Raw genomic sequence first — 16,952 nt, 5'->3', positions numbered from 1 at the left:
ACATGTGGTGTCATGGTCGCCGAACGCCCCGATATCGACTCCTTCTTGCTTGTTCGACACTGGTCCGCCCCGGTAGGCCGAATCCGACAGGGTTCGTGGGTCATCGCAGAGCTGTGGGCCGGATAGACGAAGGATGTTGTACTCGAATGCGTGAAGTGCGCACCTCTCCACGTGAAGCTCGTCGTGCGCCGCGCGGTCGAGGCAACCGAAAGTCGAGTACTCCTCTCTTCACCCAGCTGCTGACCGCGGCGGTCGACACCGCGGGCGACGCCGTCGCCGTGTCCTACTCGCCCGTCGACGGTGAACGCCGCGAACTCACCTACACCCAGCTCGACGAGTACTCCTCGCAACTGGCCAGAGATCTGCTCGAGCGCGGGATCGGCCCCGGCGATGTCGTCGCGCTCGGATTCACCCGTTCGATCGAATCGGTGGCGGCGGTGTGGGCCGTGGCCAAGACCGGTGCCGCCTACGTCCCCGTCGATCCGGCGCTGCCCGCGGAGCGGATCGCCTACCTCCTCGAAGACTCCGCCACAATCCTCGGACTCACCTGCACGGCACATCGGGACACCCTCGGCGAATCCGTGGAGTGGCTCGATATCGACGCCACGGCCCACCGCGACCGCATCGCGGCGCACCCCGCCCACCCGATCTCCTACCTCGACCGAGTCCGCCCGCTGACCGATCAGCACCCGGCCTATGTCATCTACACCTCGGGTTCGACGGGCAGGCCCAAGGGTGTTGTCGTCACCCACACCGGTCTGGGCGCCCTGGTCGCGGCCGCCAGGCAACGCTATGGGGTCGACAGCGGCGACCGGGTCCTGCACGTGTGTTCGCCGAACTTCGACGTCTCCGTACTCGAGCTGCTGCTGACGTTCAATTCCGGTGCCACGCTGGTGGTTTCACCGCCGACCGTCTTCGGCGGCCCCGAACTCGCCGAGCTGCTCCGCCGCGAACGGGTGACCCACCTGCTGATCACCCCGGCGGCGCTGGAATCTGTCGACGCGCACGACCTCGAAGCGCTGCGGGTGGTAGTCGTCGCGGGCGACGCGTTCGGCCCGACCCTCGTCGACCGCTGGGCCGTGAACCGCGCCTTCTTCAACGGCTACGGCCCCACCGAGGCCACCATTCTCGCTACCGGCACGACAGAACTACTGCCGGGCCAGCTCATCACGATCGGTTCGGCCTTCGCCGGCGTCGGTGCGACAGTGCTGGATTCGCGCCTGCGCCCGGTCCCTGTGGGCGTGGCCGGTGAGCTGTATCTGTCCGGTCCGGCACTGGCCCAGTGTTACCAGGGCAGGCCCGCTCTCACCGCCGAACGATTCGTCGCCTCACCCTTCAGCAGTTCCCGCATGTACCGGACCGGCGACCTGGTCCGGCGCACCGTGGACGGCGATTTCGAGTACCTGGGCCGTTCCGATTTCCAGGTGAAGATCCGCGGTTTCCGTGTCGAACTCGGCGAGATCGACGTCGCCCTCACCGCCCACCCCGACATCGAGTACGCGGTCACCCTTGGCACGAAAGCAGACTCGGGCGCGACCGTCCTGGTGTCGTACATGCTTGCCCGGCACGGGCTTTCGATCGACACCGAGGAAGTAGCCCGCTTCGTCGGCACGTCGTTGCCCAGCCATATGGTGCCGACGGTCCTGATGACCCTCGACGAAATCCCGTTGACCCCCAACGGCAAACTCGACCGAAATGCCCTGCCCACACCGGTTTTCGGTGCGGTCGGCTCCCGTGCGCCCGAGGGGCCGGTCGAGACCGCCATCGCCGAACTGTTCGCTCAGATCCTGGGTCTGGAGCAGATCGGTGCCGAGGATTCGTTCTTCGCCGCAGGCGGCGACAGCATCCTGTCCATCCAGCTCGTGTCGCGAGCGCGCACTGCCGGCATTTCCTTCACCCCACAGGCGGTGTTCGAGCACCGGACCGTTGCCGGGTTGGCGCGGGTGGCGGTGCTGGGTGCGGAGTCCGCGCCCACCTTGACCGAACTCCCCGGCGGTGGTGTCGGTGAGATGCCGTTGACGCCGGTGCTGGCCGCCTCGCTGGCCGGTGGTCGTGTGTTCGGCCGGTTCACCCAGCAGATGGTGTTAGCCCTGCCTGCCGGTATCGATCGAGACGCCCTGGTGGACACCCTCACCGTGGTGCTCGATCACCACGACATGCTCCGTGCCGGTCTGCGCCGGGTCGAGGGAAAGTGGGAGCTGCACGCACTGCCGCCAGGTGCGGTGGATGTGAACGACCTGCTCATCCGCGTCGATGTCCCGTCAGGCACCGACCGGCTCGATGACATCGCCGACAGCGCGATGGATTCGGTGCTCGCGTCGCTGGATCCGCAGGCGTACCGGATGATCGGCTTCGCCTGGCTCGCCCGCGAGGACGGCCCGGACGGGCTGATCGTCGCGGCGAACCACGCGGCGATCGACGGCGTTTCGTGGCGAATCCTGTTGTCGGACTTGGTCGCCGCGTGGGCCCAGGCCGGTCAACGGGTCGTCTTGCCCCCGGTCGGCACGTCGTTCCGTCGATGGGCGCACGGGCTGACCGACGCGGCGACGAGCAGGCGCGAGGAACTGGACCACTGGCAGCAGACATTGTCGGTGCCCGACCCGCTGCTGGGCGATCGTCGGCTCGGCCCCATCGATACCGCGTCCACGGTGCGATCCATCAGCGTCGAAGTGCCCGCCGACATCACCCAGGCGGTCCTGACCGACCTGCCGACGAGGTATCGCGCCGGCGCCGAGGACGGCTTGCTCGCCGCCTTGGCCATGGCCGTGCGCACGTGGCGGGCCCGACGTGATGTCGACGCACCCGCGACACGAGTCCGTCTGGAAGGTCACGGCCGCGAACAATCCGCGGTCGACGGTGCCGATCTGACCCGCACGGTCGGCTGGTTCACCAGCATGTATCCGGTCGCGCTCGATCTGAGCGGGGTCGACAACGAAGCCGCCTGGCACGGTGGCGATGCCACGGCCGCCGTGATGAAGGCGATCAAGGAACAGCTCCGCGCGGTGCCGCACAAGGGCATCGGTTTCGGCATGCTGCGCCAGCTGGACCCGGATTCCGCCGCGCTGCTCGATGGCTCCCTCGGCCAGGTCGGCTTCAACTACCTGGGACGTGTTTCCGCCGGCGAGGTGGCCGGCGCCGACCACAGTTGGCTACCCACCGCCGACTGGGGCGAGCCCGTCGCGGAACAAGACCCCGCCCTGCCCGCTGCCGCCGTCATCGACATCAACGCCCTCGCCACCGGTACCGACACCGGGCTGCGACTGCGCGCGTCGTTCTCCTATGCCGCCGGGATCATCGACGAGGCGTCGGTGCGGGAACTGGCCGACTGCTGGACAGCGGCCTTGTCGATCCTCGCCGACCACCTGCGCGATCCGGCAGCGGGTGGGCTGTCCCCGGCCGACGTGCCGCTGGTCCAGGTCACCCAGGCCGAACTCGACACCTGGCATCGCGAACGCCCGCGCTTGACCGATGTGCTGCCGTTGGCACCATTGCAGCTCGGGCTGATGTTCCTCGCGCAGGTGTCTGCGGCCGACCCGTATCTGGTCCAGCTCGCGGTGGAGCTGACCGGCGAGGTCGACACCGGCCGCCTGCGCCGAGCAGCCCAAGCGGTCCTCGACCGCCACGCGATTCTGCGCACGGCCTTCGGCTCGTCGGCCACGGGTACTCCGGTCGGTTTCGTGGCCGAGGGTGTCACGGTGCCGTGGCGGATCGTCGACACCGACCGTGCCGACGCCGACGAGTTCCTGGCCGCCGAAGCGCGGATCGGTTTCGAACTCTCCGTCGCGCCGCTGCTGCGTTTCACCCTGTACCGCCGCGCCGACGGCATGCACCTGGTGTTGACCGCGCACCACCTGCTGGTCGACGGCTGGTCGATGCCGCTGCTGATGCGCGAACTGCTCCTCTGCTACGCCACCGACGGCGCCCCCGCGGTGCTCCCGCGCGTGCGCCCCTACCGTGACTACCTCGCCTGGCTCGCCGACCAGGACCGCTCCGCCGCGGTGCGGAATTGGCGCGAAGCGCTGTCCGGACACGAGCCGAGCCTGCTCACCGCCGCGGTCACGGCACCGGCCGAGACGACCGAGGGGCACGGGATGTGCACCGTCGAGCTGTCACCGGCCGAGGCCGAGGAATTGGCGGTCTGCGCCGCGGCCAACGACGTCACGGTCAACACCCTGTTCCAGGCGGCGTGGGGTGTGGTGCTGGCCGGTGTGTTCGGTCGCGGCGATGTCGTGTTCGGTGCGGTGGTCTCGGGCCGCCCACCGCAGCTGGACGGTGTCGACGGCATGGTCGGACTCTTCGCCAACACCATCCCCGTCCGAGTCCACTTCGACAAAACCGAACCACTGCGCAACATGTTGTCGCAGCTACAGTCCGAACAAATCGCCGTGCTGGACGGTCATCACCTCGGCCTCGCCGAGATCCAGCGGGCCGCAGGCACGGGCGAGCTGTTCGACACGCTGATGGCCTACGAGTCCTACCCCGTCGACACCGAGGGAATGCGGCGGGCGCACGGCTCTGTCGACGGCCTCGAGATCGTCGATGTCCGAGCGGCCAACGCCACCCACTATCCGGTGGCAGTCGGTGTCGAGGTGGGCGACGGGATCCGCGTCGGTGTCCAGTACCGGCTCGACCTGATCGACCGCGGCATAGCCGAAGCCCTCGCGCACCGCCTGCGTGCCACCCTCGACGCCTTCGTCCACACACCGGACCACACCGCCGCGCGGCTGCTGGACACCCTCGACCAGCGCAACGACCCGATCGCGGAGTCGACCTATTGGCGTGCTGTCCTCGCGGACCTCCCTGCGGAACTGAACCTCCCGACAGATCGCGCCCGCCCCGCGACTCCCGTGTCAGCCGACGCCCGCGTCTGCTTCGAGATCCCCACCGAACTCCATCACCGAATGCGGGCCTTCGCCGATTCCCGCGACACGACAGTCTTCAGCCTCGTGCACACAGCCTTCGCGGTGCTGCTGGCCCGACTGTCCAACACCGAAGACATCGCGATCGACACCCCGTGCCCGCGGTCTCCGGATGCCCACCGGGTGTTGCGACTGCCGGTGTGCGGCGCCACCCCGGTCGACGAACTGCTGGCCGAGGCGACCACCGTTGCCCAGCGGGCATTCGCGCGAAACAGGTTGTCGCACAAGATGTCGAGTGTCGGGGCTGTCGGCGATGCGGCGCAGCCATTGGTGCGGGTCACGCTGGTGCCGGACGAATGCCCGAACCTCCTGGAGCGCGACCTCGTGCTGTCGCTGCGCGCCCCGAGCTCTGCCCGCGCCGACTGTGCAGGTGGCAGCCATCTCGACCATCGACGATCGGGCGCCGCAGCTGACCACCGGCCCGGTGTCGCCGCTGTGGGACGAGCCGACAGCGACAGCCCTACCGGTGCCATTACCGCCGAGTTCGTCTACGCGAGTGCGCTGTTCGACCGGGCAACGGTCGAGTTGTTCGCACAACGGCTGGTTCGCCTGCTGACGAATGCGATCGAGCACCCCCGTTGCCCTGCCGGTGACCTCACGGTGCTCAGCGCCGTGGAAGCAGCGAGCATCACCGTGCGCGACGCTGACACCGTCACCCCCACCGCGTTGTTCCCCGACCTGGTCGCGCGTGGCAACGCACTGGGCCATGACCGGATCGCCGTGCGGCACGCGGGCCGTTCGATCACCTATCGGGAACTGACCGAGCGGACCGCCCGATGGGCCCGCGCGCTGATCTCCCGTGGCGTCGGTCCCGAAGTCGCTGTCGCCGTTGCCCTTCCGCGGTCATACGACATGGTTGCCGCCGCACTCGCCATCGCCGCCGCAGGTGGGGTGTACGTGCCGATGGACCCACGCAATCCCGCGCATCGCCTCCAGCACCTGGTCAGCGACTCGGGTGCGACACTCGGCATCACCGCCGGCGCGTACCTCGAAGACCAGCCCGACGATCTGGCCTGGCTGACACCCGACGACCTCGACCGCGTTTCCGCCACCCACCCGACGACGCCGATCACCGACGCCGACCGCCTCTCGCCCCTGCGCATCGACCATCCCGCCTACATCATCTACACCTCCGGCTCCACGGGTCTGCCCAAAGGCGTCACCGTGACCCACGCCGGTCTGGCAGCGCTGGTCGACGAGGCGATACACCGCTACCACCTCGAGTCCGGCCACCGCATCCTGCACATCTGCGCCCCCTGGTTCGATCCTTCCGTCCTCGAATGGCTGTGCGCCTTCGCCACGGGAGCGACGCTGGTCGTCGTCGCGTCCGATATCGCGGGCGGCGTCGAACTCGCGGACCTGCTGGCCGCCGAGTCCGTCACCCACGCCATCATCACCCCCGCCGTCCTCGGCACCCTCGACCCGGCCGGACTGGACGCACTGGAGTCGTTGTCTGTCGGCGGTGACGTGACCACCCCGGAACTGCTCGCGAAATGGCAGCCCGGTCGCCGCTACCTCAACGGGTACGGTCCCACCGAGACCACGATCATCTCGTCCTACGCCGAACTCACTGCCGGACAACCCATCTCGATCGGCAAACCCGTGCGGGGCACGCACGCGATGATCCTGGACGCCCGCCTGAACCCGGTGCCGCCGGGCGTCACCGGTGAGCTGTATCTGACCGGTCGCGCGCTGGCACGCGGCTACCGCAATCAGCCGACGACGACCTCGACCCGATTCGTCCCCGACCCGTGGGGTGCGCCCGGCACCCGCATGTACCGCACGGGCGACCTGGTGCGCCTGCGCGACACCGGCGACATCGATTATCTCGGCCGCGCGGACACCCAGTTGAAGGTGCGCGGTTTCCGGATCGAACCGGGTGAGATCGATGCCGTGCTCGTCAGTCACCCCGACGTCGAGTTCGCGGTGACCGTGGGCAGGCAGACCCCCGCCGGATCGACAACGCTGGTGTCCTATGTGCTCGCGGCACAGGATCATTCGGCCGACCCCCACGCGCTCACCGAGTACGCCACAGACCGCCTGGCCGCGCATGCGGTGCCGTCCGCGATCGTGGTCCTCGACAAGCTGCCCCTGACCTCCAACGGCAAACTCGACCGCAATGCCCTGCCCGAACCGGCCATCGCAACGGAGCCCGCCGCCGCGCCGACGGGCACGATGCAAACCCTCCTGGCCGAGCTGTTCGCCCGTGTCCTCGGCGTGCCCCGGGTCGGTGTGCACGATTCGTTCTTCGCGATCGGCGGCGACAGCATCTTGTCGATCCAGCTGGTTTCGCTGGCCCGCACGGCAGGCATCGTCTTCAGCACCCGTGACGTGTTCGAACACCGCACGGTGGCAAAGCTGTCCGATATCGCCGCCCTCGACAGCCCGAACGCGCCCGTGCTGGCAGAACTGCCCGGCGGCGGCATCGGCGAGGTCGCGGTGACGCCGGTACTGGCCGAGTTCCTGACCACCGGTTCGAGTGACCGCTTCGCCCAGACCATGGTCCTGGCACTACCCGAAAACATCGATCGTGCGGGCCTGAAGACAACCATCGCCGCGGTCCTGCGCCACCACGACATGCTGCGCTCGCGCCTGCGACGCGACGGCGACGGTTGGCGGTTGGCGGTCCTGCCACCCCACGCGATCGATGTGGACTCGCTGATCACCGAGATCGAAGCCCCACAATCAGCGTCGGACGCTGGTGCCCGAACGGGAAGCGCGGCAACGAACTCGGCGTTCGAGGCCGTAACATCACTCTCCCCCGGCGACCCTGCGACCGCGCCGGATGCGCTGACCCGAATCGGCAGCACCGCTTTGGATTCAGCTCTCTCAGCGCTGGATCCTGCCGAAGCCCGGATGATCGCCTTCACCTGGATCCGCAGGAACGGCGCACGCGATGTTCTCGCGGTGGCCGCCCACCACTACGTGATCGACGGCGTCTCCTGGCGAATCCTGCTACCCGACCTCGTCGTGGCGTGGGCCCAGCACGCGGCAGGTCAACAGGTCGCCTTGCCGCCGGTCGGCACCTCGTTCCGCCGTTGGGCGCACGGTCTCGCCACCGCCGACCGCACCGCCGAACTCGACCACTGGCAGCAGGTCCTGGCCACCCCCGACCCGTTGCTCGGCGCCCGCGCGGTCGACAGCCGCTTCGACACCGAGGCGACGATGCGGTCGATCACGGTGCAGATACCGACCGAGATCACCGAAGCCCTCCTCACGACCCTGCCCGCGCAATACCGGGCGGGCGCCGACCACCCCCTGCTCGCCGCGCTGGCCTTGGCCGTGCGCGTCTGGCGTGCGCGTCGCGGTATCGACTCTCCCACGCTGCGACTGCGACTCGAAGGCCACGGCCGCCAGGAGGACGCCGTACCCGGTGCGGACCTGACCCGCACCGTCGGCTGGTTCACCACCGTCTACCCCGTCGCCCTCGATCTCAGCGCCGTCACGCCGGCGACCTTCGACGACGAAGCCCTCGCCGCGACAGTGCGCACCGTCAAGGAGCAGCTCCTGGCTGTGCCCGGCAACGGCATCGGCTTCGGCCTGCTGCGCCGCGACCCGCAAACCCGAAACCTGGTGTCCGGCAACATCGGCCAGATCGGTTTCAACTATCTGGGTCGCGCGACCACCGCAGCCGAACCCACCGGCGACGCCGCGTGGCTCCCCACCGCCGATCTCGGCGATATCGAAGTCGACTACGACCCGGCCCTGCCCGCGCACACCGCGCTCGACATCAACGCGATCGCCGTCACCACCGACACGGGTCTGCAACTGCGGGCGAATTTCCGCTACGCCACCGGCATCCTCACCGAGTCCGAGGTCGAGGAACTGGCCGAGGACTGGACGAGCTGGCTCACCGCCCTCGCCGACCACACCCGCCACCCGTGCGCGGGCGGGCTCACCCCGTCCGACGTTGCGCTGGTACAGGTTTCGCAAACCGACCTCAACACCTGGCGCCGAACCCATCCGGGCCTGTCGGAGGTGCTGCCGCTATCGCCGTTGCAGCACTCGCTGCTCGCGCTGGACGACATGCTGGACGAGTCGGTCCACGCCTACGTCATCCAGCTCATGGCCGAACTGACCGGCGAGCTCGACACCGACCGGCTACGCCACGCGGCCGCGACCGTGCTGCACCGGCACGCCAACCTGCGCTCGGCCTTCGTCACCGCACCCGATGGCACCCCGGTCCAGCTCGTCGCCGATGCCGTGGAAGCGCCGTTGCGGATCGTCGAAGCCGCCGATGCCGAGCTGCCCGCCCTGCTCGCCGCCGATCAGCAAGCCGGCTTCGACCCCACGATCGCGCCGCTGCTGCGATTCACGGTGTACACCACCGGTTCCGGGCACAGCCACCTCGTCCTGACCTGCCATCACATCCTCCTCGACGGCTGGTCCATGCCGCTGCTGATGAAGGAACTGCTCGTCCTCTACGCCACCCACGGCGACGCGACCCCGCTACCGCCGGTGCGTCCCTACCGCGACTACCTCGAGTGGCTCACCCGCCAGGACCGCCCCGCCGCCGAGCGCGCATGGTCGGAGGTCCTCGACGGGGTTCGCACCACCATGATCGTCCCCGAGCTGACCTGGCCACCCGCGACCGGCAACGGCTACGGCCTGTGCGAGTTCGACCTCGACGCCGCGCGCACATCGGAACTGACCAGCTTCGCCGCGGCCGCCGAGGTCACCGCGAACACCGTGTTCCAAACGGCCTGGGGCCTGGTGGTCGCCGCGAGCACCGCACGCGACGATGTCGTGTTCGGCGCCACCGTTTCCGGCCGCCCGCCGCAGCTCGACGGCGTCGGCGACATGATCGGCCTGTTCGTCGACGCGGTCCCGGTGCGTGTGCGCATCGATCCCGCAGGCAACGTCGGTGACCTGGTCCGCGCCGTCCAGGCCGAACAGGCCTCCCTGCTCGACCACCACCACCTCGGCCTCGGTGCTATCCAGCGCGTCGCAGGACTCGGCGAACTCTTCGACACCATGCTCGCTTTCGAGTCCTACCCCGTCGACGTCGAAGGCCTCCAACAGGCAGGCGGCGCACTCGACAATCTGAGCATCGACGACCTGCAGGGCGCCGACCACACCCACTACCCGATCACGGTCCTGGTCTTCCTCGGTGCCCGCACCCAGGTACAGATCAAGTACCGCCGCGACCTCGTCTCCGACGCTGTCGCGCAGGCGATCACCGACCGGCTCCGCACCGCCATCGACCACCTCGTCGCGACGCCGAACACCCCCGCCGCCACCATCGCCGAACAACTCGCCGCCGACCCCACCGACCCGATCACGCGTTCCCGGTTCTGGCGCCGAACCCTGGCCGACCTACCCACCCGCTTGACCCTGCCCACAGACCACCCAGTGTCGCCCACACAACGCGACCGTGGGCCCGCGAGCTCGCTCGCCCCGGCCGATCGCCGCGAAAACGACCAGACCAATCCGCACAGTCGCACCCAGGTCGCGATTCCCGCGACGGTGCACCGCGACCTTCGCCGACTCGCCGACACCGCGAACGTGAGCTGGCAGTCACTGGTCCGCACAGCCTTGGCCGTGCTGCTCGCACGACTCACCGCTTCCGACGACATCGTGATCAGAACCTGCACTCCTGATCTGTTGCTACGCAACGCCATCGATCCCACGGCACCGTTCCTCGAGCTGCTCACCCAAGCACACGAGTCCGAGTCCCGGGCGCTGGCCCATGCGGGAATCCCGCTCGCGGACTTCGCCGACCTGCTCGGCGTCGAGCCCCATTCCTTGGGACAGGTGTCGCTGGAGATCCACTCCGGCAACTCGGCGACGCGCGAATCCGCCGGCTCATCGGCGAGTTCGGACACCCACCTGCCCGACGGCGTCCTCGCCATGGCGGTGACCGAGGCCGGTTCCGATGCACGGCGTCGCCTGCCGGGCGATGACGCCGAGTCCGCCGGCGAGCTCACCGTGACGGTGGTCGAGGCAAGGTCGAGCATGACAATCGAGTTGTCGTTCGCCCGAACCCTTTTCGATGACCACGAGGCCGGTACCTTCGTCCGGCGCCTGGTCCGGCTGCTCACCGCCATCGCGGCCCACCCGCGCACCCCGGCGGGCGACCTTCCCCTGTCCGACCACGCCGAGTACACCTTCCTCACCCACCTCGGCGACGGCACAACCTCCTCGACCACTTGCACCCTGCCCGAGCTGCTCGTGCGTGGCACCGGCTACGGCCAGCATCGAATCGCCGTGCGCGACAACGCGAACAGCTACACCTACGGCACCCTCGACGCCGACTCCTCACGCCTGGCCCGGGTCCTCGTCGCCGAGGGGATCGGCCCGGAAACAGTGGTCGCCTCGGCCATCCCGCGCTCCTACGAGTCGATCCTGGTCTTCTGGGCCGTCGCCAAAGCCGGTGGCGTGTATCTCCCGGTCGATCCGAACTACCCCGAAGACCGTGTCCGTCACATGCTCGACGACTCCGGCGCGACCATCGGCCTCACCGTCGCGGCCAGGGCGAACGGACTCCCCGGATCCCTGCGCTGGTTGATCCTCGACGAGCCGACCGTGCGGGGCCGCATCGCCGCCTGTTCGTCGACCCCGGTGCGTGATCGCGACCGCCGAGCACCCCTGCGCCGCGACAACATCGCCTACGTGATCTACACCTCCGGCTCCACCGGCACCCCCAAAGGCGTTGCAGTCACCCATGCGGGACTGGGTGCCCTCGTCGCCCACTCGGCAGCCCTGATGCGCCTGCGTCACGACCACCGCATGCTGCACGTCTGCTCGCCCAGCTTCGACCAGTCGATCGAGGAACTCGGCACCGCCTTCCACCGTGGCGCCACTCTGGTCATCGCACCACCGGACACCTTGGGCGGCACTGACCTCGACGACCTGCTGCGCACCGAACAGGTGACGCACACGATCATCACCCCCGCCCTGCTGAGCACCCTGGATCCGGCCGCCCTGCCCGACCTCCAGTGCGTGTCGGCAGGCGGCGAAGCCACCACCCCCGAACTCCTCGCCACCTGGCAACCGGGCCGCAGCTTCCTCAACGGCTACGGTCCCACCGAAGCAACCATCGGCGCGACCTACTCGGCATTGCGTGCCGGGGACCGCGTCACCATCGGTCGCCCCGTGCCGGGCATGCGTGCCGTCGTCCTCGACGCCCGCTTGCATCCGGTTCCGGTGGGCGCCACCGGTGAGCTGTACCTGGCGGGTCCCGCACTCGCACGCGGGTACCGCGGCCGCAGCGCCGCCACCGCCGACCGTTTCGTCGCCTGCCCGTGGGCCGGCCCCGGCGAACGCATGTACCGCACCGGCGACCTCGTCCGCTGGGTGCACGGCGACACCTATGAGCTGGAGTACCTGGGCCGCACCGACTTCCAGATCAAGATCCGCGGTTTCCGGATCGAACCCGGCGAGATCGACGCCGTCCTGCTGCGGCACCCGCAGGTGAGTTTCGCCCTCACCGTCGGCGCCGAGAATCCCGCCGGTGACACCGCGCTGGTGTCGTATGTGACGGGCCGCGACATCGATCCCGGCGCCATCGCACGGTGGTCGTCATCGATGCTGCCCGCGCACATGGTCCCGGCAGCCGTCGTCGTCCTGGACCGCATCCCGTTGTCGGCCGCCGGAAAGATCGACCGAAATGCCCTTCCCGCACCGGAATTCGCGACGCGCACCTACCGCGAGCCCGCGACCGGGCTGGAACGGACGGTCGCCGAGGTGTTCGCCGAGGTGCTCGGTGCCGAACGCGTCGGTGCCGACGACAACTTCTTCGATCTGGGCGGCAACTCACTGCTCGCCACCCGCCTGACTGCACGCCTGAGCGCCGCGGTCGACATCCGGGTGCCGGTGCGTGTGCTGTTCGCCGCACCCACCGTCGCCGAATGCGCACGCGAGATCGCCGGATTGACCCGCGCGGCCCATCGCCCCGCCCTGCGGGCGCGGCCGCGACCGGCCCACATCCCTCTCTCACCCGCCCAGCAGCGGATGTGGTTCCTCAACCGCTTCGACACCGGGACCGCCGCCTACAACATTCCGGTCGTGCTCCGCCTGACCGGCGCGCTCGACACCACCGCGATGCGGCGGGCATTCACCGATCTCGTCGCACGCCACGAGATCCTGCGCACGGTCTATCCGACCGTCGACCACGCACCGGCGCAGATCGTCTTGCCGATCGACCACCCGAACGTGCCACGCCTCCAGGTCACCACGATCGCCCGGGACGGCAGCTCGGCGTCCGAGGGCACCGGCGACGGCCCCCGGACCTGCAACACCGCCGACGTCAGCGACGAAGACGTGACAACCGCCGTGGCAGCACTGGCTTCGACAGTCTTCGACGTCACCGCCGAGGTCCCGCTGCGCGCCACCCTGTTCGAATTGGGCCCGGATGACCACGTCCTGGCCATGGCGGTGCACCACATCGCAGGCGACGGCTTCTCCGGTGGCCCCCTCACCCGCGACCTTGTCCTCGCCTACACCGCGCGCACGCGAGCAAATGCCCCCACCTGGGCACCGTTGCCCGTGCAGTACGCCGACTACGCGATCTGGCAGCAAACCCTGCTCGGCGACGAAACCGACCCCACTTCGATGTCGGCTGCCCAGCTCACCTATTGGCAGCAAGCCCTGGCAGACCTGCCCGACCAGCTCGAACTACCCCGCGACCGGCCACGACCGGCGATCCAGTCCTATGCGGGCGGCCGAGTCCCGTTCACCCTCGACACCGCCACGCACGCCGCGCTCGCCGAACTGTCCCGCACTCACAGCGCGACCCTGTTCATGGCCGTGCACACCGCCCTCGCGGTGGTTCTCGCCGAGCTGTCGGGCACCACCGACATCGCCATCGGTACCCCCGTCGCAGGCCGCGGCGACGCCGTCCTCGACGACCTGATCGGCATGTTCGTCAACACTCTGGTGTTCCGCACCCGCGTCGATGCCGGTGCGAGCTTCGCCGAACAGCTGACCCGCCAACGCGAAACCGACCTGGCCGCCTTCGCCAACGCCGACATCCCGTTCGAGCGGCTCGTGGAAGTGCTCAACCCCGCCCGCTCCACCGCCCGCCACCCCCTGTTCCAGGTCGGGCTGTCGTTCCAGAATCTGGCCGAGGTGCGGATGGAGCTGCCCGGCATGAGCGTGTCGTCGGTGGAGCTCGACCGTGAGCTGTCCCAGTTCGACCTGCACCTGATCCTGGCCGACCGCTACACCGCCGAGGGTTCTCCCGCCGGCATCACCGGCTACTGCACCTACGCCACCGATCTGTTCGACGCGGCCACGGTAGAAGGCTTCCTGACCAGGCTCACCCGCCTCATCACCGCGGTGGTCACCGACCCCGGCGCACCGCTGCACACCATCGATCTGCTCGCCCCCGCCGAACGAGTCCAGATCCTCGACACCTGGAATCACACCGCGCGACAAGCAGATCCGACCACCACCCTCGTCTCGATGCTCGACGCCACCGTGTCCTCGGCACCGGATGCCGAAGCTCTCGTCGCCGACGATGTGCGCCTGACCTATGCAGACCTGGACGCCCGAGTGAACCGCCTGGCCCGCTACCTCATCGCGGCAGGCGTGTGCCCGGAAACCCGGGTGGCACTCGCGATGCGGCGATCGATCGACCTGGTCGTCGCGATGTACGCAGTCAGCACCGCAGGCGGCGCCTACGTCCCGATCGATCCCGATCAACCACAGGTACGCACCCAATACATCGTGGACACATCGGCACCACTGTTGATCCTCACCAGCGCCGACACCTGGCTCGGCGCCACCGATTCGCCCGTCTACTGCAGCAGCGGAGACGACCGCACCACCGCAGCATCCGGTGATCTGGGCAGTAGCCTTCCGATGGCACCACGCTCCGCCGCAGGCAACCGCCCTGGCCCCGATACCGTGAGGGCGACCCCGGTTCTTGCTATCGAGCAGCTGGACCTGTCGACATACAGCCCTGCCCCGGTCGCCGACCGCGACCGCCGCGCTCCCTTGCGCCCGGCGAATACCGCCTACGTGATCTTCACCTCGGGATCGACGGGCCGCCCGAAGGGTGTGGCCGTCTCGCACGCGGCGATCGTCAACCAGTTGCGGTGGAAGACCGACGAATTCGGTCTCACCGCACAGGACACCGTGCTCCTGAAAACAGCCGCCACCTTCGACTTGTCGGTCTGGGAATTCTGGTCGGCAGCGGTCTGTGGCGGCCGGCTGGTGCTCGCCGCACCCGACGGCCACCGGGATCCGGCGTACCTCGCCGACCTGATGCGACGTGAAGAAGTGACGACCCTGCACGCCGTGCCGTCGATGCTCGACACCCTGCTCACCGAAACGCTCCCGCCGTCACTGCGCCGCGTCCTGGCCATCGGCGAAGCCCTCCCGGTCGCGCTGACTCGCCGATTCGCCACCGTGGCACCGAATACCGCCCTGTTCAACGTCTACGGCCCCACCGAGGCCGCGGTTTCGATCACCAGCCACCGGGTGAGCGCCGCCGACACGACCACTGTCCCGATCGGCACGCCGGTCTGGAACAGCCAGGTCTACGTCCTGGACGCACACTTACGCCCGGTTCCCGCGGGCGTCCCGGGTGAGCTGTATCTGGCAGGCGCCCAGCTGGCCACCGGTTACCTCGCCCGTCCCGACCTCACGGCCGAACGCTTCGTCGCCAACCCGTTCCACGCGGGCACCCGCCTGTACCGCACCGGCGACCTCGCCGTCTGGAGCGAACACGGCGAGCTCGAATACCGTGGCCGCACCGACTTCCAGCTCAAGATCCGCGGTTTCCGTATCGAACTCGGGGAGATCGACGCCGTCCTGGCTTCCCATCCCGATGTCGGTTTCGCCGTCACCGTCGGCCGCGAGAACCAGGCCGGGGCAACAGTCCTGGTGTCCTATGTCGTCGCCGCACCAGGTCAACAGGTCGACGTGGACAGCGTCGGGCAGTGGGCAGCCCGGGCCCTGCCCAGCCACATGGTCCCCACCTCGATCATGGTCCTCGACGAAGTACCCCTGACCCACATCGGCAAGCTCGACCGCGCGGCGCTGCCCGCCCCCGAACTCGCCACCGGCACCTATCGCGCCCCGGAAACGGTCATCGAACACACGGTCTGCGACATCTTCGCCGACGTCTTACAGGTGGACCGTGTCGGCATGGACGATCACTTCTTCGAACTCGGCGGTACCTCCCTGAGCGCGACCCGACTATCCACCCAACTCGGTGCGGCCACGGCCGTCCCCATCCCGGTCACCTGGATCTTCACCACCCCCACCCCGGCGGGCATCGTCGCGGCGTTGCGCACCGACAGTGCGAGTACCGATGCCGCCTTCGACGTGCTCCTGCCCTTGCGCGCCGAGGGTACTGGCGAGCCCCTGTTCTGCATCCATCCCATCAGTGGCATCGCCTGGTCGTTCAGCGGCCTCGCGGCCCACCTCGACCGAGCGCTGTACGGTCTCCAGTCACCCGCGTTGAGTTCTGCTGAGCCCCTTCCGGATTCGATCGAGGAATGGGCGCTGCTCTACCTCGAGGAAATCCGCGCGGTGCAGGCCGAAGGTCCGTACCACCTGCTCGGGTGGTCCCTGGGCGGTGTCATCGCCCACGCCATGGCGGTGCAGCTGCAGGAAGACGGCGAGGAAGTCGCGATGCTGGCCATGCTGGACAGCACGTTGTCGTCGGCATCGACGGCGGTCGCGACCACCGTGACCGCCGCTGACCTGCTCGGCGGGTTCATCGGCGCCGACTACGTGGACGCGGCCGAACCGGTCGACGTTCACCAACTCACCCGAACACTGTTGGGACTTGCCGCACCGCAGGCTTCACTCGACCCCGCCCGTATCGACCGCATCGTCGACGCGGCGATCACCTCCGTCGCCCTCGACGCCGCCTATCACCCCCGCCGTTTCGACGGCACCATCACCTATTTCACCGCGGCCGACGGTGATCCGACCGGAACCACCGGTGCCTCGTCCTGGGCCGGGGCGGTGACCGGCGCTGTCGAGAACCATCTGGTGGACGCAACCCATTGGCGGATCACCGAGGACCGGGCCCTCGCCGTCATCGCCGACACGTTGCGGGAGGAACTGAGCTAGCCG

Annotated in this window: 1 protein-coding gene; it reads left to right on the top strand. The window is 68.8% G+C overall.

What is annotated here, in order from left to right:
• The first annotated feature begins 146 nt into the window (after positions 1-146).
• The gene (locus ACTWPB_RS21535) at positions 147-16,949 is read left to right on the top strand and encodes an amino acid adenylation domain-containing protein (RefSeq protein ID WP_446222376.1); all 16,803 of its coding nucleotides are present in this window, start codon (positions 147-149) and stop codon (positions 16,947-16,949) included.
• Positions 16,950-16,952 lie beyond the last annotated feature (3 nt).

The organism is Nocardia sp. IBHARD005 (assembly GCF_052814245.1).
The sequence above is the reverse complement of the archived record's forward strand: the minus strand, read 5'-3'. Positions and strand labels throughout refer to the sequence as shown.